Here is an 18,050-nt window from a genome sequence, read left to right as displayed (position 1 = left end):
ATGAGACATAATAAGAAATTCAATCATTTGGGTCGTACTGCTTCTCATAGAAATGCGATGTTGGCTAACATGGCGTGTTCTTTGATTAAGCACAAAAGAATCACTACGACTGTTGCAAAGGCTAAAGCTTTGAAGAAGTTCGTTGAGCCTTTGATTACAAAAGCTAAAGATGATACGACAAATTCTCGTCGTGTGGTATTTAGCAACTTGCAAGATAAGCATGCTGTAACAGAATTGTTCAAAGAAATTTCTGTGAAAATAGCCAATCGTCCGGGAGGTTATACTCGTATAATCAAGACTGGAAATCGTTTGGGAGATAATGCGGAGATGTGCTTCATTGAGCTCGTTGACTACAACGAAAACATGGCTAAGGAAAAAGTTGCCAAGAAGGCTACTCGTACTCGCCGTTCAAAGAAGGCAGCTGCTGATGTTGTACCTGCCGTAGAGGTTGGCGCATCGGGCGCTGAGTTTTCTGAAACTGAGGGAACTAAGGCAGAGTGATTAGCTGTTTATATATAAGGGCATCCTTTTGATTTGCTCCCCCCCCAAAAAAACAGCGATTTGTTAATTGATTTGAGAAAGAGCTCGATATTATATCGGGCTCTTCCTTCTAGTGATATGTTTGGCATGCGTATTGTTTTTAACGGGAGGGAGGCCCGAAGAAAGGTCCACGCCATCCGGCTCAATCACTTCGGTTTCGAGTACAGGCAGGTCTTCCATCATTTTTCGGTTCTGCCGCTTCTGTTTCTTCTCCTCGGCGGACTCCTTTTCCATCTTCTCCACCGCTTCGTCACGCTTTTCTTCGGCCTTTCGCTGCAGGCCGGCAAATTCATCCGCAAAGAGATCCGGCATGTTGGGGTCGTAGACAGGAAGCTTTTCTGCTTTACGGCCAAAGAGCTGGCGGTTCAGCCATGCGACCTGAGCCGTCAACTCTTTGATACGTTCCTGCAGCTTTTCATTCTGCTCTGCCTGTTTTTTGTTGATGGCAGACAATGAATCAACAGAGGTATTCAGCCCTTCTATCGTCTTGAGTAATGTATCTTTTTCATCCATTGTCTGTCTCTTTTTATAGATGTAAAGACACTAGTGGGCACTTTAAATTAAACATCGTTCTTTGAAATCTTTGATAATCGCATAGTTATGTATCTTTTTGTAGCGTGACGATTTGAATTGAAAAGTTGTTTTAGCTTTGCCCAAAAGCTCAAAACAATGAATCAAGGCAAATATATCTTCGCTCAACTTACAGATTTTCTTCCCCGTCGTGTCTTTGACCGTTTGGTAGAGAAGTATTCCGGGAATAAGAAAATCAGAACATTCACCTGTTGGAATCAGATGCTGTGCATGATCTTCGGACAACTGACCGCCCGAGACAGTATGCGTGATCTTATGCTCAGCCTTGAGGCACACAAGAACAAGTATTTTCACTTGGGATTCGGTGCAACAGTTAGCCGTACCAATCTGGGGAAAGCAAACCGGAATAGAGATTATCGTATCTACGAAGAATTTGCTTATACCCTGATTGCGGAAGCCCGTAATAGCTACAACAAAAATGACTTCGAGGTGAAAGTTGACGGTAATGTTTATGCCTTTGATTCCTCCACCATAGACCTTTGTCTGAATGTTTTTTGGTGGGCGGAATTTAAGAAACACAAAGGAGGCATCAAACTTCATACCTTGTATGATGTAAAGACTTCCATACCGACAATCGTACTGGTAACCAATGCTAAAGTACATGACGTAAACATGCTGGATGAGTTGAGTTATGAAAAGGGAAGTTTCTATATCATGGATAAAGGATATGTTGACTTCACCCGTTTGCATAAGCTTCACACCAGTGGTGCTTACTTCGTTACACGTGCAAAAGATAATATGAGATTCCGTAGAATGTATTCCCGTGAAGTCGATAAAACAACCGGAATAAAATGTGATCAGATTGGAATGCTTGAAACGTATAAATCGCTCAAAGCATATCCGGACAAACTCCGGCGGGTTAAATACTACGATGAAGAACTGGACAGAGAATTTGTGTTCATCACCAACAACATGGAACTATCAGCAGAGGAAATTGCTTTGCTATACAAGAACCGTTGGCAGGTGGAACTATTTTTCAAATGGATAAAGCAACACCTGAAAGTAAAATCTTTTTGGGGCACCACGATGAATGCAGTCAAGATACAAGTGTACTGTGCCATCATAACATACTGTCTGGTTGCCATTATCGCTTACAGATTGAAAGTTAACCGTCCAATCTACGAAATTCTACAAATTTTGAGCTTTTCTCTACTGGATAAAACGTCTGTAAGAGAGATACTTGCCGATTGCGATTACAAAAATGTCAAAGAACTAAATTATAAACAATTGAAAATCAGCTGGGATTAAGTGCCCAGCAGTGGTATTAAACCTTTATATATAACAATAGCGACTGTCACTATGAGCTAATAGTTGCAGTCACTATTGTTATTATTACTGTCCGCTAAACTTTTAAGCATCTAAAAAAAATCAGGGCTGCACCTATTTTGGGTACAGCCCTTTTCCTGTTATTTTGCAGTTGGTAACTATATCAAAATAACATGGGCAAAAGTACACATTTCTTCGGACAGCCGATATTCGGTCAATTGATAAAATCACTGGATAAGGATAAGATTATTCAAATCAGCCGCGAATACGGTGGAGAAAGGTATGTGAAGAGTTTTGACGGGTACACACATCTGCTGACGATGCTCTTTGCCATGATAATGCGTTTCGACTCGCTTCGAGAGATGGAGGCCGCCATGACCGTTGAGGTGAGGAAGTTGAGCCACCTTGGTATAGATAAGGTTCCCAAGCGTAGCACTTTGTCCGATGCCAACTCCAGACGACCGGAGAAATTCTTCGAGATGGTGTATCGCGACTTGTATGCGGCAAACAAGGAGCGGCTTTCTTCGGACAGCCGATGTGGTGGCGCCGAGGCATGGTTGAAGAGGTGCTGAAAACGGATGATATCCACCTACCCAAAACGGGGATATCCGTTCACTTTTCTGGCTCTTTAGTCTAATGGCGATGTAAAATTAGTAATTTCTCTCGATTTCAGTACATTTTAGGTTGCTTTTTTGACGTAGAGAGGCTCCTTTTAACTCGAAGCGCACACTAGTGTGCACAAAACGGTCAAGGATTGCGTCAACTGCAGTGGTGTTTCCCTTCATCACGTCATACCGGTTCGAGACGAGCAACTGCGAGATTATGATGGTGGCTTTCTGCCCGTGCCTGTCCTCAATGATTTCCATAAAGTCGAGCATTTGTTGTCCATTGAGCACCTTCATGCCGAAGTCATCCAGTATGAGCAGGTCCGTTTGGGCAAGGGCTATCTCCTCGAAGAGGCGGTAGACATTGTAGTATGCCACCTTATATCCGTTCATGCAGGCCTGATGACCGAGGGCTGTTCCAAGCCAGCTCTTGCCTGTTCCTGCAGCTCCAGTGATGAGTACGGATACTCCCTTGCGCACATAGTCGCATGTGGCCAAGTTTAGCACCTTCTGCTTGTCCACTCCACGATTGCTGTCGCAGATGACCTCGCTGATGGATGTCTGGTAGCGGAAGCGGACTTTCTTCACGAGACGTGAGTTCCGGCTTGTTGTTCGGTTATCCAACTCGGCCTGTATAAGCAGTTGCAGGCCATCTTTGAGGGAGAGCGAGTCATGCTGACGCGTCTCCTGCATGGTAGTCCAGTAATACGTGAGTTCGACGAATTATAAGTGTCTACAAATTTGGTGCTTATCGAAATTTGTTGTAACTTTATAGTAGTGAAATACAAAGAATTACAAATAAAAATCGCTATGATCACCGAGAGCAAAATTACAGAAATATTTTGTATGGCAGACGACTTCTGCAAGTTTTTTGATACAATGATGGCAAAATACACGCTAAAACCGCTCAAGAAGAGAAAATATCATCGTGACAGCACGATGTCAAAGGCGGAAATCATGCTTATCATGAGTCTCTTCCACGACTCCGGCTACCGCTGTCTGAAACATTTCTATCTTGAAAAGGTGTGCAGGCATCTGCGCCATCTGTTTCCCGAAGTTGTATCGTACAACCGTTTCGTGGAATTGGAAAGAGAAGTTGCCATTCCTCTTGCACTGTTCATCAAGAAAGTACTTCTTGGGAAATGTACTGGTATCAGCTTCGTCAATAGCACTCCCCTGCGTGTCTGCAGGAATCAGCGTATCCATATCCATAAGGTGTTCAAAGGTATAGCGCAAAGGGGAAAATGCTCCATGGGCTGGTTCTTCGGATTTAAATTGCATTTGATTTGCAATGAGAAGGGAGAGCTGCTCAACTTCATGATAACACCCGGTGACATTGATGCCCGCAAGCCTTTGGAATACAAGGATTTTGTGAAATTCATATACGGCAAGTTGGTTGGGGATAAGGGATATATAAGCAAGAGGCTCTTCCAACGGCTGTTCGTGGACGGAATACAGCTTATTACCAAGTTGAAAAGCAACATGAAGGGTGCGCTGATGAGCGTTTCCGACAAACTGCTGCTCAGGAAGAGGGCTATCATAGAAACGGTTAACGATGAACTCAAGAACATTGCGTAAGTGGAACACTCCGGACATAGATGCTTTGAGAATTTCATCGTCAATTTATTGGGGCTATTGCCGCATACTGCTTGTTTCCAAAGAAGCCGTGCATCAATGTAAAAAGAACATTTGATACGCAGCTTGCTTTATTATGAATTCGTTGAACTCACGTTAACTTTAAGCATTACTATCTCGGATGTGTATGCCGGCATTGGAAACATCTCTTTCCAAAGGCGATTTTATAGAACTGGGACAAAGCGGCACATTTATTCCTGTTCCGTCATTTACCGGTCAGAGCGGCCGTAAACCCAAAGGAGAATCATCATCCGGATTTAAAAGTATAGAGATACGTACATCAAAAGGAGATGCAATACGCATTCAGGGAGAGCTCAGCCCACAGGAGATTTATTCAATAATTCAAGCCTGCAGCCATGTTTAACCTTAACGACAGTCTTCATTATCTGCTGTACAACCGTCCGACGGATATGCGGAAGAGTTTCCATACACTCAGTGGTATAGTGACCGATGTCATGGGGCATGACCCGTGTAACGGGAATGTTTACATCTTTATGAACAGGGCACGCAACCGTATCAAGCTTCTCCACTGGGAAGCAGGTGGAATGGTACTTTATTCCAAGCTTTTGGAGACCGGTACATTTGGCAAGCCCGGCTCCTTTAGTAAGGACGACATCTGCGAAGCAATAGAATGGCGTGACCTTGTAATGATCGTGGAGGGTATTATAGAATCCGGAGATTCACGTAGAAACAGACTTGAAAACTTGAGAAAACTTCGCAAGTAACCGGTATTTAATATACTGTAAGGTTGTGTATTCCAGCATATTTTATTATCTTTACAGTATAATAAGACGATGGAATTCAGATGTTTACGGAAGAACAGATAAAGGCAATAATACGGGAGAATGAAAGGCTTCGCAAGGAAAATGATGCACTTTCAGGGAAAGTGGCATCCCTGGAACAATCTCTTTATTGGCTTAGAAAGAAGATGTTCGGCCGTATGAGTGAGAAGAACCTTCCTCTTGACCCCAACCAGTTGTCGCTGTTTACACAGCAGGAAATGTCTTCCGATGAGAAGGCTGAGCTTGAAGAGGAAGTACGCAAGGCAGAAGAAGAGATAACAAGAACCATAAAGGTCAGGGAGAAACCTGTCCGCAAGCCTCTTGATACCTCCTTGCTGCCTGTAGATGAAATCAATCTTTACCCTGAAGGTACTACCACAGAAGACGGTGAGCTGAAAGAGGATTTCGTTGAAATCGGAACCGAGGAGACTCTTCGTCTGGAACGTATCCCAGAAAAAGTCTATATAGTAAAGACCATCCGCCACAAGGTAATAAGAAAATCAGAACTCAAGGAAAAGCATCCGGAAGAGAGGCATATCCTTATCAGTCCGCTTCCTTTGGTGCCTGTGGGCAAATGTATGGCAGGAGCATCCGTACTGACAGACATTATCATCGGAAAGTTTATGTATCATCTGCCATTCTACCGCCTTATACAACAGTACCGTGAGTCCGGCATAACCATCAGTGATTCGACCATGGGTGGATGGTATGAGGCGGCAGTGGAAAAGCTGAGGCTTCTCTATAATCTCCTTAAGAAGCAGATACTCTCGAGTGAATATATACAGATAGACGAGAGTGTGATACCTGTTATAGACAACGAAAAGCACAAGACGAGAAAAGGTTATGAGTGGTGCCTGCGGGACGGTATCACCGGAGACGTCGTGTTCCATTATGACCGTGGCAGCCGTAGTGGGAAGGTTGCCCGTGAACTCCTCGGCAATTATGTCGGGCTTGCGCAGTGCGACGGTTATGATGCCTACGAACAGTTCGAACGGATGAAAGGCATCACGCTGTTCGGCTGTTGGGCCCATGCAAGGAGAAAGTTTACGGAAGCGCTGGACGAGAACAGGGCACTGGCTACACAGGCATTATGCCATATAGGCAAGTTGTACAAAGTCGAATCTGAAGCTGACGAAGCCGGGTTTTCCATAGAAGAACGCAAGGAAAAACGTATCCGGGAGTCTTACCCTGTGATACTGGAATTTGAAAGGTGGATGCAGGATGCATACCTTAAGGTGCTGCCTAAGAGCCGTACCGGGAAGGCTATAGAATACACCTTATCACTTCTTCCCAGACTCTCCAGATATGTAAATGACGGAAGGGTGAATATCGACAACAATCTCATTGAGAATGCGATAAGGCCTTTGGCTTTGGGAAGAAAAAACTATCTGTTCTGTGGCAACGACGCATCGGCATACAGAGCGGCCATTGTATATTCCCTTATCGGGACCTGCAAGTCTGCCGGAGTTGACCCTAGAGTGTGGATGGAGGATGTACTGAGGAAAATACCGTATTATGAAAGGGATAAAAAGGATATGACAGAACTTCTTCCACGGAACTGGGTGAAATCATAACAAATCTGTTCCGAATTGATATAATTTGATGCTATTAGTCCCGACTCGGAGGCGAATCTGAACGAATCGTGCCGAGTCGGGACTAATTTTTTGTATTTTGCAATACGTACTTTAACGGAGGCTTACATTGGAAAGAGAAGTTGCCATTCCTCTTGCACTGCTCATCAAGAAAGTACTTCTTGGGAAATGTACTGGTATCAGCTTCGTCGATAGCATTCCCTTGCGTGTCTGCAGGAATCAGCGTATCCATATCCATAAACCTGAGTTCGGGATAAGCCAGGCTGTTAATCCCATCTTTGTCCAGTTCTCTGGTAGGGACATGACACATCTGCCATCCAAACTCCTTGGATGCCTCTCAGAAGCAACCTGCAAAAAGGTTGTTGGTTCGACAGACAACTTACCGTATAACGGCAAGCCGTCCATCAACATTCTCAATGTAGTAGTCAATGTTGATGGACGGTTTCTTTTCGAAGAAGCTGTAAGCTGCCAAAACGGAAAGGACGTTCATGGCAAAGTTGAACACGCTGCGATGTCGCGAGTGCACAAGTTGGGCTACGTTTTTAAGCTCGTCGTTGATGGTCTCAATGACAGACCTTTTGCGCAGCAGTATCTTGTCATATAGTGGCATGAGTTTGTTTTTCATGTTACACTTCAGGCCCGTTACCATTTCGACACCATCGTTGAAAAGCCTTTCAAACAATCCCTGAGATATGTATCCCTTGTCTGCGAACAATTTCCCAAACACGTTGTCTGTCAATCTGTTGAACACATCAGGGTTTCTGTCGTCAACATTCGCCTTAGTGAGCATGAAATTGAGCAACTCGCCCCGCTCATTGCATATGAGGTGTAGCTTGAAGCCGAAATACCACCCCATGGTGCTCTTGCCCACCTCAGCATAACCACGAAACACCTTGTTCCTTTTTATGCGTTTGTTGTGGCATACAGGGACGCACGTGCTGTCAATGAAGCTTATGCCCGTGCACCTCCCAAAACAAAACAGTTGGAGGAACAGCATCATCTCAACCGCAACTCTGGATTCAAGCTCAACAAAGCGGTTGTATGAAAGCTGACTTGGGAACAAATCACGCAAATGGACTTGTACGTAGAAGAGGTAATAATGCTTGAAATTGCGGAAAGTGTTGAAGTGGAAACAGATGAGAATTGTCATGATCTCGGCACGGCTCATGCTCCATTGGCGCTTACGGTGCTTGCGTCCGTCTGCCTCACAAATGACCATACGGGATATCTCTTTGTCATATTCCTGGCAAAAATCATCGATAATACAGAAATTTTCAGTAATTTTGTTCTTGGTAATCTCCATAACTATAGTCTCCTTTGAATTTATAATTATTTGATTTACAACAATAAAGGCACTAAAAATTATTGAGATTACCAACTTTTTAAGTAACGTTTCTTATCCCGAACTCAGGTCATAAGGTGTTCAAAGGTATAGCGCAAAGGGGAAAATGCTCCATGGGCTGGTTCTTCGGATTTAAATTGCATCTGATTTGCAATGAGAAGGGAGAGCTGCTCAACTTCATGATAACACCCGGTGACATTGACGACCGCAAGCCTTTGGAATACAAGGACTTTGTGAAATTCATATACGGTAAGTTGGTTGTGGACAAGGGATATATAAGCAAGAGTCTCTTCCAACGGCTGTTCGTGGACGGAATACAGCTTATTACCAAGTTGAAAAGCAACATGAAGGGTGCGCTGATGAGCGTTTCCGACAAACTGCTGCTCAGGAAGAGGGCTATCATAGAAACGGTTAACGATGAACTCAAGAACATTGCGCAAGTGGAACACTCCGGACATAGATGCTTTGAGAATTTCATCGTCAATTTATTGGGGGCTATTGCCGCATACTGCTTGTTTCCAAAGAAGCCGTGCATCAATGTAAAAAGGACATTTGATACGCAGCTTGCGTTATTATGAATTCGTCGAACTCACGTTAATTAGACTTATCCGGTCATAGTCGCTGTTTAGCTGATGTCTTTCCATAAACCTTAACAATAGAATTTATGGAGATAATTTGTCCGGAATTTGCGTAACCATTCTATTCTCCGCCTTGACGCACATTATTCACAAACCTACCTTTACGTCATAACCTTTAGCGATAACGATTATGGCAAAAGAGAAAGTAAATTATCAGGAGGTATATGACCTCTACCAGTTATGCAGCGAGACCAAGGATCTCCGTGAGTTCTGTGCGGATTACGGAGTAAATTACGACCAGTTCATGAACAGGCAGCGCCACTAGTTGTGGAGCGAGAAGTTAGGCAAGACAGTTCAGGTTGAACATCCCAAGGTAGCCAAAGTCCAGATAACCGGCAAACCATGCAACAGTCTAACCGTGAAAATGGAAATGAAACAGCCTGAAGGCGAACCACCGATAAAATGGGTGAAGTTGTAGCTGAGGTCTGGCGCAACACTGTTCCTGATAAACACCACAGTTCTTGATTTGAGCCTGTTGCTTAATAAAATGATAGGATGATATGCTTGGACTGAGTGCTAATCTGAACTATTACCTGTTTAACGGTAATGTGGAGTAAGCATTCGAACAAATACCCCTTTTAAACCTTGAAGTTGGATTGTATATGCTACTGCAAAGCTACAACCAAACCCCAAGGTTTAAAAGGGGTATTTGTTCGAATGCTTACAGATAGAGGGTATAGAGGTGTACCCCAGTTCGGGATAATCCTTTTTGTTAAATATAAGTTTTAGTGTCTTCGGCTAGGTACACAAGAAGCTCTCCGTTCATGGGACATGGACGGTTATGCTGAAAATGTTTTCTTATTAAAAATGCGTTGCGCTTAAAAAAGGCTCAACAGTTTGGTGCTCTCGATGGTGTATCCACCAAGGGCTTTGGGTTTGTTCCCAAAGAAGCAGTATGCTCCCAATGCGGAAATGATGTTCATGATGAAATTCGCAAGGGACCTGTGGCGTGAATGCACTAATTGCGCAGTGTTTTTCAGCATGTCGTTGATGGTTTCAATGATGTGTCTTTTGCGCAGCATCATCCTGTCATAAAAAGGCATCAGTTTGTTCTTCATGTTCACCCTTAGCCCAGTGACCAGTTGTATGCCATCCTCGAAAAGGAAGTCAAAGAGCTTTTTCGAGATGTAGCCTTTGTCGGCAAAGAGCTTGCCGTACAGTCGTTTAGCCAACACCTCAAACACATTTGGATCCTTGTCGCTGACATTTGCGCCAGTGAGGACAAACGCAATAATCTCGCCTCTGTCATTGCAAGCCAGATGGAGTTTGAATCCATGGCACCAGCCCATGGTTCCCTTGCCATCATCCGTTGCAATGCCCTTGAACACCTTGTTGGCATACCGCCTAAGATTGTGGCACACGGGTATCATGGTGGAGTCCACAAATGTAATGCCCGTGCATCTGCCGAATGCTTGGAGGTTCAGGAAGAACATCAGGGGGAAGAACACACGGCTCTCGAGTTCCACGAAACGGTTGTAAGACACCGCGTCAGGGAAAAACGACTTCAACGTACCCTTGATGAAGAACAGATAATAGTGTTTGAAGTTGCGGAACGAACCGAAGTGGAAATAGAGCAGAATGGTCATGATTTCGCTGTCAGACATGGATGCCTTGCGTCTTCTGCACTTCACTCCGGCCTCACCCAAAAGCAGTTTTCCCGCATTTTCTGACTCAAATTGTTTGCAGAAATCATCAATAACACAAAATAAAGCAGTAACTTTGTAATCGATAGTCTTAATCATGATGTTTACGCGAGTTCGGGATAAGGATTTATAATAATTTTCCTCTCTCATCGAGCCATACCGGTTTGGGCGACCGTATTATGGTCGCCTAAACCGGTCGCGCACTAATATTACTTCCAAAGGACAAGTTTCCCATCCGTTGGTGCAATATCAAAGTTAAAGTTGACTTCCGGCTTTACAGCAAAGAAACAATATGCTCCAATCGCGGACAACAAGTTGATCAAGAAATTATGCACGCTGCGGTGGCGAGTATGTACGAGTTGTGCCACATTTTTCAACATATCATTGAGGGATTCGATAATGCTTCGTTTACGCAGCATCAGTTTGTCATAAAGGGGTATGAGCCGTTGTTTCATGTTTGAGCGAAGACCTGTAACAATATGTATTCCGTCATTAAACAGCTTTCCGAAAAGAGTCTGCGAGATATACCCCTTGTCAGCGTATGGTTTGCCGAGCACCTTGTCCGTCCGCGAGCCGATTACGTTTTCGTTACGGTCGTCCGCATTGGCTTTGGTCAAGACAAAGTTGATGATCTCACCTTTCTCGTTACACAACAAATGAAGTTTAAAGCCGATATGCCATCCCATGGTACTTTTCCCTTTTTCTGCAATGCCCTTGAACACTTTCATGGAATACTCTCTCTTGTTGTGGATCACAGGAATGCAGGTACTGTCAATGAAGCTGATGCCTGAGCATTCTCCGAAACAGGACAATTTAAGGAACATGCTCATAGCGACAAAACATCTTGGCATAATCTCGACAAAACGGTTGTATGAGAAAGTCTTTGGAAAGAGATGTTTCCAATGCCGGCATACACATCCGAGATAGTAATGCTTAAAGTTACGGAATGAATTGAAGTGAAAACAAAATCAGTATGGTGATGACCTCAGCATCCGACATCATGCGCTTTCGTTTGCGTTTGGGGGCGTCGGGAGTGGATGGAAGTGCATTTTTAGCCATCTCTGCTTCAAATTCTTTGCAAAAATCATCTGCAATACATGCAATACAGAAAATTTCAGAAACTTTACTTTCGGTAATCATGATAGGGTATTTGTTGTTTTTCACCTCTAAAATACTAATTATCATAGATATTACCAAAAAAATCGGCAGCCTTATCAAACTGCCGATTTTTTTTTGCAAAGGTATGGCTTATCCCGAACTCGCGTTCTTAGTAAATCCATAAGGCAAAAGTAAGAAAAAAGAGTAACCCCCCCACTAATATTCCGCTGATCCGGTTAAACCACGCTAAATTCAGCACCCTTTAAAAACAAAAATCAGATAGAAATCTTTCGATAACTATCTGATTTTCAGAAGAGCGGAAGACGGGACTCAAACCCGCGACCCTCAGCTTGGAAGGCTAATGCTCTATCAACTGAGCTACTTCCGCATTGTTTTGTGGGCAAAGATGGATTCGAACCACCGAAGGCGTAAGCCAGCAGATTTACAGTCTGCCCCATTTGGCCACTCTGGTATTTGCCCTTTTGCTCTCAATTCTCTCATTGAGTAGGTTTGTTTCTCAATTGCGGTGCAAAGATACTGCTATTTTTGAAAACTCCAAGCATAATCTGCCATTTTTATTGCGGTGATGGCACATTCGTCGCCTTTATTTCCTAATTTCCCGCCTGCCCGGTTTTCAGCTTGTTCCATAGTATTAGTGGTGATTAATCCGTAAATCACTGGTGTATCGTAGGTTGCATTTAGTTGGGCAATACCTTGGGTGGTGCCCATACAGACATAGTCGAAATGTGGAGTATCTCCTCTGACTACACAGCCAAGTGCGATTACGGCGTCTACGTCGCAATATTCGATAAATTGATTGGCTCCGAATATCAGTTCGAAGCTACCGGGTACCATCTTTACCAAGATATTTTCATCTTTTGCGCCATGTTTCTTAAGAGTGTCTATTGCTCCTTTTAGAAGGGCTCCTGTAATGTTATAGTTCCATTCGGATACAACGATGCCAAATTTCATATTTTCCGCATTAGGCACGGAGTTGAAGTCGTAGTCTGAAAGGTTGTGAAAAGCTGTTGCCATAGTTTTTCTGGATTTATAATTGGAATCGGGAAATGAAGTGTGAGCTGAAAGAGGGAAAAGAGACATGGATTACATGAACTTCACGGTGGTTATTCTTTCCGTGCTTTTCATGTAATCCATGCTCTGAAATATCCTGTCAACTGAGAAACGTTTTACTTCTTCATCAATTTGGCTTGCTCGATATATCTGTCGATGTCCATGGCCTGATAGGAGCGGAAGTATTTATCTTTAATAGTAGTGTAAGTTTTGATGGCATCGTCATATTTGCCTTGTTTCATAAGTATTTCTCCGGCTTGCAACAGATAGATGGGGCTGAGTGAGTTGTTGTCTGCTTTATCGGCCGCTTTCAGCAGTATGTCGGCTGCTTTGTCCATTTGACCAAGCTGTGCATAGCAATTTCCCATGGCGGCTATCATGGCAGGAGCTACCATCTGGTCGTTTCCGTCGAAGCTATCCAACGCTTTTACAGCTTCATCGTATTTGCCGAGTTGCGCATAGCAGATACCCATATAGGCTTTTGAAAGGTTGGCGGCTTTGGTTCCGCTGTATTGGTCGGCTATTTTAATAAAACCAGCATAGCCGATGCTGTCGCCGTTCAATGCTTGTGCATAAGCGTCTGCCTCGAAATATTCTTGTCCTTTGAACAGGGCAGCCTGTGCTTTTTCTTCACGGGGAGCCGCATAAAGGTTTTTATACATCACTACACCGGCGACGATGATGATAACTGCTGCTATAGCACCGATGATTGCTTTCTTGTTCTTAATGAAAAAAGCCTCCGATTGTGTCAGTGCGTCTTCCACGTTCAAGGCGTCATTCGTTTTTTTCAGTTCTGTCATTTTATGTATTTTTTTTGTTATTATTCTGAAAAGAGTTATTTCGACCTGCAAAAGTAAGTTTTTTATATCTATCAACGAAATTTAGCGGCATCTTTTTTAGTATGCATCTCAAAAACCTATAAGAAAGTTTTGCTTTTTTATAGGTAGAGTAAGGGTTTCATTCAAAATTCTGCTGAAAAATAAACATGCTTATTTGGTACAGCTTCGGGTTTACGCTATCTTTGCGATTGAATTCATCATCAGCCTATGATACTGAAACGAATATCGATACTTAATTATAAAAATCTGGAGGAGGCGGAGTTGGCCTTTTCTCCTAAATTGAACTGCTTTTTCGGACAGAATGGTATGGGGAAAACCAATTTGCTCGATGCCATCTATTTCCTGTCGTTTTGCAAAAGTGCCGGCAATCCCGTCGATTCTCAGAACATTCGTCATGATGCGGACTTTTTCGTCATTCAAGGATTTTATGAAGCGGACGACGATACACCGGAGGAGATTTATTGCGGCATGAAGCGCAACCGGAAAAAGCAGTTTAAGCGAAACAAGAAAGAGTATAGCCGCTTGTCGGATCATATTGGTTTTTTGCCGTTGGTGATGGTATCTCCGGCCGATGCAGAGCTGATAGGAGGCGGCAGTGAGGAACGTCGTCGTTTCATGGATGTGGTTATTTCGCAGTACGATAGGGAATATCTTGAGGCATTGATTCATTACAACAAGGCGTTGGTACAGCGAAACACGCTGTTGAAAAGTGAGCGGCCGGTGGAGGAGGAGTTGTTTCTCGTGTGGGAAGAGATGATGGCGCAAGCCGGTGAAGTAGTTTTCCGGAAACGGGAGGCTTTTATTCGCGAGTTCATTCCTATCTTTCAATCGTTTCATTCGTTCATTTCTCAAGACAAGGAGGAGGTGAAGCTGACTTACGATTCGCATGCCCGTGATGCCTCTTTGTTGCAGGTATTAAAAGAGAGTCGTGCACGCGACCAAGTCGTGGGGCATTCTTTGCGCGGTGTGCATAAGGATGAGTTGAATATGCTTTTGGGAGATTTCCCGATAAAGCGGGAAGGTTCGCAAGGGCAGAACAAGACTTATCTGATTGCCCTGAAACTGGCACAGTTCGACTTCTTGAAGCGCACCGCTGCAAGCGTGCCTTTGTTGCTGCTGGATGATATTTTTGATAAATTAGATGCATCGCGTATGGAGCAAATCATTAAGTTGGTTGCCGGTGACCGCTTCGGTCAAATCTTTATTACAGACACCAATCGTGAACATTTGGACCGCATTCTGCAAAAGGTCGGTAGTGATTATATGATGTTTATTGTGGAACAAGGGACTATTTTCGAAATGGAGAGAAGAGATAAAGATGAAGCGTAACAATGCCGAACAGATAGGAATGCTTATCCGAAACTTTCTACGACAAGAAAGTCTGGAGACGCCGTTGAATGAGCATCGGCTTATTAATGCTTGGCCGGAGGTGTTAGGCTCTGTAATAGCTTCTTATACCCGGGAAATTTACATCAAGAATCAAGTGCTTTATGTGCACATCATGTCGGCAGCCCTCCGTCAGGAGTTGATGATGGGGCGTGAGTTGCTGGTGCGCAACCTGAATTGTTATGTAGGGGCGCAAGTCATTACCAATATCATATTCCGATGAGAAAATAAACTCGGCGTTGAACGTTGCTGATTTCCCTTAATGTTCCTTACGCGCTGTTCTTTTTAACCTTGCAATGTAATGACTTCATCCATACGGACATCGAATGGTTCGGAAGGAACTTCTTCTACGAGTTGATAGGGAAAACAAATCCCCGCCTTATAGGCTGAAGGAATGTTGGGGAGAAGACGATCATAATAGCCTTTGCCACGTCCCAATCTATTGCCATTACGGTCGAATGCTACACCGGGAACCAAAATAAGGTCAATGCTGTTGTAGTCACAGAATGGTGCTCCTGTAGGTTCTTTGATGTCGTATGCGCCGGATATAAGGCCTTCCGGGCCGTTATACACCCGTAATTCCAAATCATTGCCGACAACTACTGGAAGCAATATTCGCTTGGCACGGCTCCATTTTCGGATAAAGTCATGCGTGTCTACTTCGTCTTTCAGCGAATGATAGAGTAATACGGTATTTGCCGCCCTGAAAGCAGGATGTGCTTCGAGAGCGGCAAGTATTTCAACAGATTGATGCGTAGACAAAGCTTGGTGTTGCGATTTTAATGAAGCCACCAACTTGCGCAGTTCTTTTTTCCTTTCCATCATCCTTCTTGTTCTCCATGATTGCTGCCTTTTCCGGAGCCTTGGGAAAGGCTTCGCTGTTTTCTAAAATTTCCAATGCCTTTTTTACGGTGGGGTCACCTTGGTTGATATAACGTATGTAGGGCTCTCGACCCAGAATGTTATAAATAATGTTGCCGTACAAGCTTCTTTCCAGCAATTTATATGATTTATTGATAAGGAGATTGCGCCTCTTTATGCCTTTGGAGTCGGCAAAGTGTATAAACTGTTCTATAATGCCTTGTTGTCGCAGATACCTCAACAGGCTTGTCTCGTTATCATATTCGTTTAACTTAGAGCGGTTACGATCTGTATATTGGAAACTGAATTGCAGAATCAATCCTTTGTTGCTGACCTCTATCATGTAAGAAGATACACCGGTGGTATCTTGTGGTACAAAGATGTCCGGCATGATGCCGCCACCACCATATACCACTCTTCCCAAGCCGGTGGAGTAGCGCAGACTCTCGTCCATTTTGATGCTATCTTTTGAGAAAAATTCACCATGCTCGTAACGGGTAATCCAGTCCATCTCGTACTTGCTGTCTTTTCCATTCTCGTACGGACGTTGTATGCAGCGCCCCGAAGGAGTGTAGTAACGAGCAATGGTCAGTCGGATGGCTGATCCGTCGCTGAAGTCGATAGGCTGTTGCACTAGTCCTTTTCCGAAAGAACGGCGTCCTACAATGGTGCCGCGGTCGTTGTCCTGAATGGCTCCTGCAAAGATTTCACTGGAAGAGGCCGAGCCTTCGTTCACCAGCACTACCAACGGCATCTTCTGGCAACTGCCGGTGCCGTTGGCATATTCTTCCATACGAGGATATTTGCGGCCATTGGTATATACAATCAGCTTCCCTTCCGGAAGAAACTCGTTGACCATGCGTGTAGCGGCCTCCATATAACCTCCGGTGTTATCGCGTAAATCAATGATCAGCCCTTTACATTTCTCATGACTCAGCTGTGCGATGGCATTCAGCAGTTCTACATGTGTGGTGCGTCCGAACTTGCTGATTTGTATGTAACCAAAGTCTTTGTCTATCATATAGGCGGCATCGATGGTGTTTTGAGGAATGTCGCCGCGGGTGATGGTGAAAGAGAGCAGCTCCTTATCTGTGACACGTTTTACGCCCAGCTTTACCAGACTGCCTTTCGGCCCTTTCAGTGTACGCATCGCTTTTTCATTGTTCAGCCCTTTACCCACAAAGAGGCTGTCGTTGACCATCACAATCCGGTCGCCGGCCATCAAGCCCACTTTTTCGGAAGGACCACCCGGAATGACACTGTTCACGTGTATCGTGTCTTCTTGAATCGTGAACTGAATGCCAATGCCGCTGAAGCTGCCTTCGAGTTCGGAATTGACTTCTTCCAGCTTTTGCGCCGGGATGTAGGTGGAATGGGGATCAAGTTCCGCCAATATCTGCGGCATGGCTTTTTCTACCAAGTCGGTCATGTTGACGGTATCGACATATTGGTCGTCGATGACACGTAGCAGAGCGTTAAGCTTGTTGGACGAGCTGTTTATGATGCCCAGTTTATTACCGGCAAAATGTCTTGCATAAAACGTTCCGATAAGAATTCCTACCACTACGCTGATTGCTATGATAAGCGGCGTAAAGCGGGAAGTGCTTTTTGTACTCATGTGTTTATTTCTTTATTTTTTATATAATATACGACTTTCTTTTTGAAATTCACAGTCAGTCTGCTCTGCTAGCCGCTAATCAGCAATCATTGTTCATGATTCGTTTCCGATAAATATCACTTCAATTCCGGCCCGCTTCAGAAGTTCTATTCCGTCTTCCAGACGGTATTTCTCGGAATAGACCACCCGTTTGATGCCTGCCTGAATGATTAGTTTGGAACATTCTATGCAGGGCGAGGCGGTGACATACATGGTAGCGCCGTCGCTGCTGTTGTTTGAGCGCGCTATCTTCGTGATGGCATTGGCTTCGGCATGGAGCACATAAGGTTTGGTGACATTGTTCTCATCTTCACATATATTCTCGAAGCCGGAAGGGGTGCCGTTGTAACCATCGGAGATAATCATTTTATCTTTTACAATCAGTGCCCCCACTTGGCGTCGCTTGCAGTATGAGTTTTCCGCCCAGATGCTTGCCATGCGTATATAACGCTTGTCCAATGCTTCTTGTTTGTCTTTTGTAGAATCGTCCATGACTTTTGGGGT

The 18,050-nt window shown here is 44.1% G+C and carries 17 protein-coding genes, 2 tRNA genes and 5 pseudogenes; 12 read left to right on the top strand and 12 right to left on the bottom strand.

Annotated features, from left to right (window positions below; all coding sequences use genetic code 11):
- Nucleotides 1–501, top strand: coding sequence for a 50S ribosomal protein L17 (gene rplQ / locus C4H11_RS05850; RefSeq protein ID WP_234819892.1), 501 nt, complete (start codon nt 1–3; stop codon nt 499–501).
- Between the two features lie 90 nt (nt 502–591).
- Here rplQ and C4H11_RS05845 read toward each other — a convergent pair whose 3' ends face one another.
- Complete coding sequence (locus C4H11_RS05845; protein ID WP_234819891.1) at nt 592–1,053, bottom strand: transposase; 462 nt, start codon at nt 1,051–1,053, stop codon at nt 592–594.
- 156 nt (nt 1,054–1,209) lie between these two features.
- Between C4H11_RS05845 and C4H11_RS05840 the strand changes: the two genes are divergently transcribed.
- Together C4H11_RS05840 and C4H11_RS05835 are read left to right on the top strand one after the other, a co-directional pair.
- Nucleotides 1,210–2,379: an IS4 family transposase gene (locus C4H11_RS05840; RefSeq protein WP_106040595.1), complete on the top strand. Its 1,170-nt coding sequence runs from the start codon at nt 1,210–1,212 to the stop codon at nt 2,377–2,379.
- A 191-nt stretch (nt 2,380–2,570) separates the two neighbouring features.
- On the top strand, nt 2,571–2,969 hold the full coding sequence (locus tag C4H11_RS05835; RefSeq protein ID WP_234819890.1) for a DUF4372 domain-containing protein: 399 nt from the start codon (nt 2,571–2,573) through the stop codon (nt 2,967–2,969).
- A 78-nt stretch (nt 2,970–3,047) separates the two neighbouring features.
- Here C4H11_RS05835 and C4H11_RS05830 read toward each other — a convergent pair whose 3' ends face one another.
- Nucleotides 3,048–3,695 carry an ATP-binding protein gene (locus tag C4H11_RS05830; RefSeq protein ID WP_106040840.1) on the bottom strand — a complete coding sequence of 216 codons (648 nt, stop codon included), beginning with the start codon at nt 3,693–3,695 and terminating at the stop codon, nt 3,048–3,050.
- A 117-nt stretch (nt 3,696–3,812) separates the two neighbouring features.
- Between C4H11_RS05830 and C4H11_RS05825 the strand changes: the two are divergent.
- From C4H11_RS05825 to C4H11_RS14435, 5 genes and pseudogenes are all read left to right on the top strand, one after another.
- Nucleotides 3,813–4,717 (top strand): annotated as a pseudogene (locus C4H11_RS05825) (IS982 family transposase).
- Between the two features lie 47 nt (nt 4,718–4,764).
- The gene (locus tag C4H11_RS05820; protein ID WP_106040839.1) at nt 4,765–5,001 is read left to right on the top strand and encodes a hypothetical protein; all 237 of its coding nucleotides are present in this window, start codon (nt 4,765–4,767) and stop codon (nt 4,999–5,001) included.
- On the top strand, nt 4,994–5,362 hold the full coding sequence (tnpB, locus tag C4H11_RS05815) for an IS66 family insertion sequence element accessory protein TnpB (protein WP_034537809.1): 369 nt from the start codon (nt 4,994–4,996) through the stop codon (nt 5,360–5,362). Before C4H11_RS05820 ends, tnpB begins: the two co-directional genes overlap by 8 nt.
- An 80-nt stretch (nt 5,363–5,442) precedes the next feature.
- Nucleotides 5,443–6,993 (top strand): IS66 family transposase, encoded by a 1,551-nt coding sequence (gene tnpC, locus C4H11_RS05810; RefSeq protein WP_106040838.1) that lies wholly within the window; start codon nt 5,443–5,445, stop codon nt 6,991–6,993.
- Nucleotides 6,994–7,108: 115 nt separating this feature from the next.
- Nucleotides 7,109–7,273, top strand: a pseudogene (locus C4H11_RS14435) (IS982 family transposase); the annotation flags it as partial.
- Between the two features lie 117 nt (nt 7,274–7,390).
- On the opposite strand, the gene C4H11_RS05800 reads toward C4H11_RS14435, so the two are convergent.
- Nucleotides 7,391–8,314: an IS982 family transposase gene (locus C4H11_RS05800; protein ID WP_106040837.1), complete on the bottom strand. Its 924-nt coding sequence runs from the start codon at nt 8,312–8,314 to the stop codon at nt 7,391–7,393.
- A 110-nt stretch (nt 8,315–8,424) separates the two neighbouring features.
- Here C4H11_RS05800 and C4H11_RS05795 point away from each other — a divergent pair.
- Both C4H11_RS05795 and C4H11_RS14620 read left to right on the top strand, forming a co-directional pair.
- A pseudogene (locus C4H11_RS05795) lies at nt 8,425–8,931 on the top strand (IS982 family transposase); the annotation flags it as partial.
- Between the two features lie 190 nt (nt 8,932–9,121).
- Nucleotides 9,122–9,490: pseudogene (locus C4H11_RS14620) on the top strand (hypothetical protein).
- Between the two features lie 319 nt (nt 9,491–9,809).
- Here C4H11_RS14620 and C4H11_RS05785 read toward each other — a convergent pair.
- The 6 genes and pseudogenes from C4H11_RS05785 to C4H11_RS05760 form a co-directional block, all read right to left on the bottom strand.
- Nucleotides 9,810–10,733: an IS982 family transposase gene (locus C4H11_RS05785; protein ID WP_106040836.1), complete on the bottom strand. Its 924-nt coding sequence runs from the start codon at nt 10,731–10,733 to the stop codon at nt 9,810–9,812.
- Between the two features lie 110 nt (nt 10,734–10,843).
- Nucleotides 10,844–11,729: pseudogene (locus tag C4H11_RS05780) on the bottom strand (IS982 family transposase).
- Nucleotides 11,730–12,047: 318 nt separating this feature from the next.
- Nucleotides 12,048–12,120 (bottom strand) — tRNA-Gly (locus tag C4H11_RS05775).
- A gap of 9 nt (nt 12,121–12,129) precedes the next feature.
- Nucleotides 12,130–12,212 (bottom strand) — tRNA-Tyr (locus tag C4H11_RS05770).
- A gap of 60 nt (nt 12,213–12,272) precedes the next feature.
- Nucleotides 12,273–12,767 (bottom strand): 6,7-dimethyl-8-ribityllumazine synthase, encoded by a 495-nt coding sequence (gene ribH / locus C4H11_RS05765; RefSeq protein WP_106040835.1) that lies wholly within the window; start codon nt 12,765–12,767, stop codon nt 12,273–12,275.
- A 152-nt stretch (nt 12,768–12,919) separates the two neighbouring features.
- Nucleotides 12,920–13,603, bottom strand: a complete 684-nt coding sequence (locus C4H11_RS05760) for a tetratricopeptide repeat protein (protein ID WP_106040834.1) — start codon at nt 13,601–13,603, stop codon at nt 12,920–12,922.
- Nucleotides 13,604–13,849: 246 nt separating this feature from the next.
- Between C4H11_RS05760 and recF the strand changes: the two genes are divergently transcribed.
- A complete protein-coding gene (gene recF, locus C4H11_RS05755; RefSeq protein ID WP_106040833.1) occupies nt 13,850–14,971 on the top strand; it encodes a DNA replication/repair protein RecF in 1,122 nt (373 codons plus the stop codon).
- Nucleotides 14,961–15,251, top strand: coding sequence for a DciA family protein (locus tag C4H11_RS05750; RefSeq protein ID WP_106040832.1), 291 nt, complete (start codon nt 14,961–14,963; stop codon nt 15,249–15,251). Before recF ends, C4H11_RS05750 begins: the two co-directional genes overlap by 11 nt.
- A 62-nt stretch (nt 15,252–15,313) precedes the next feature.
- Here the strand turns inward: C4H11_RS05750 and C4H11_RS05745 are convergent, their stop codons facing one another.
- The 3 genes from C4H11_RS05745 to C4H11_RS05735 form a co-directional block, all read right to left on the bottom strand.
- The gene (locus C4H11_RS05745; protein WP_106040831.1) at nt 15,314–15,850 is read right to left on the bottom strand and encodes a 5-formyltetrahydrofolate cyclo-ligase; all 537 of its coding nucleotides are present in this window, start codon (nt 15,848–15,850) and stop codon (nt 15,314–15,316) included.
- Nucleotides 15,768–17,507 (bottom strand): S41 family peptidase, encoded by a 1,740-nt coding sequence (locus tag C4H11_RS05740; protein ID WP_106040830.1) that lies wholly within the window; start codon nt 17,505–17,507, stop codon nt 15,768–15,770. The genes C4H11_RS05745 and C4H11_RS05740 overlap by 83 nt, the downstream gene beginning before the upstream one ends.
- A gap of 93 nt (nt 17,508–17,600) precedes the next feature.
- The gene (locus tag C4H11_RS05735; RefSeq protein WP_106040829.1) at nt 17,601–18,038 is read right to left on the bottom strand and encodes a dCMP deaminase family protein; all 438 of its coding nucleotides are present in this window, start codon (nt 18,036–18,038) and stop codon (nt 17,601–17,603) included.
- Nucleotides 18,039–18,050 lie beyond the last annotated feature (12 nt).

Origin of the sequence: Bacteroides zoogleoformans (assembly GCF_002998435.1) — a bacterium.
Lineage (GTDB): Bacteria > Bacteroidota > Bacteroidia > Bacteroidales > Bacteroidaceae > Bacteroides > Bacteroides zoogleoformans.
The sequence above is the reverse complement of the archived record's forward strand: the minus strand, read 5'-3'. Positions and strand labels throughout refer to the sequence as shown.

Coding starts and splice junctions, on each gene's coding strand:
- C4H11_RS05750 (WP_106040832.1), top strand. CDS start 14,961: ATGAAGCGTAACAATGCCGAACAGATAGGAATGCTTATCCGAAACTTT.
- rplQ (WP_234819892.1), top strand. CDS start 1: ATGAGACATAATAAGAAATTCAATCATTTGGGTCGTACTGCTTCTCAT.
- C4H11_RS05835 (WP_234819890.1), top strand. CDS start 2,571: ATGGGCAAAAGTACACATTTCTTCGGACAGCCGATATTCGGTCAATTG.
- C4H11_RS05800 (WP_106040837.1), bottom strand. CDS start 8,314: ATGGAGATTACCAAGAACAAAATTACTGAAAATTTCTGTATTATCGAT.
- recF (WP_106040833.1), top strand. CDS start 13,850: ATGATACTGAAACGAATATCGATACTTAATTATAAAAATCTGGAGGAG.
- tnpB (WP_034537809.1), top strand. CDS start 4,994: ATGTTTAACCTTAACGACAGTCTTCATTATCTGCTGTACAACCGTCCG.
- C4H11_RS05785 (WP_106040836.1), bottom strand. CDS start 10,733: ATGATTAAGACTATCGATTACAAAGTTACTGCTTTATTTTGTGTTATT.
- C4H11_RS05740 (WP_106040830.1), bottom strand. CDS start 17,507: ATGAGTACAAAAAGCACTTCCCGCTTTACGCCGCTTATCATAGCAATC.
- C4H11_RS05820 (WP_106040839.1), top strand. CDS start 4,765: ATGCCGGCATTGGAAACATCTCTTTCCAAAGGCGATTTTATAGAACTG.
- C4H11_RS05845 (WP_234819891.1), bottom strand. CDS start 1,053: ATGGATGAAAAAGATACATTACTCAAGACGATAGAAGGGCTGAATACC.
- C4H11_RS05760 (WP_106040834.1), bottom strand. CDS start 13,603: ATGACAGAACTGAAAAAAACGAATGACGCCTTGAACGTGGAAGACGCA.
- C4H11_RS05840 (WP_106040595.1), top strand. CDS start 1,210: ATGAATCAAGGCAAATATATCTTCGCTCAACTTACAGATTTTCTTCCC.
- C4H11_RS05745 (WP_106040831.1), bottom strand. CDS start 15,850: ATGGAAAGGAAAAAAGAACTGCGCAAGTTGGTGGCTTCATTAAAATCG.
- ribH (WP_106040835.1), bottom strand. CDS start 12,767: ATGGCAACAGCTTTTCACAACCTTTCAGACTACGACTTCAACTCCGTG.
- C4H11_RS05830 (WP_106040840.1), bottom strand. CDS start 3,695: ATGCAGGAGACGCGTCAGCATGACTCGCTCTCCCTCAAAGATGGCCTG.
- tnpC (WP_106040838.1), top strand. CDS start 5,443: ATGTTTACGGAAGAACAGATAAAGGCAATAATACGGGAGAATGAAAGG.
- C4H11_RS05735 (WP_106040829.1), bottom strand. CDS start 18,038: ATGGACGATTCTACAAAAGACAAACAAGAAGCATTGGACAAGCGTTAT.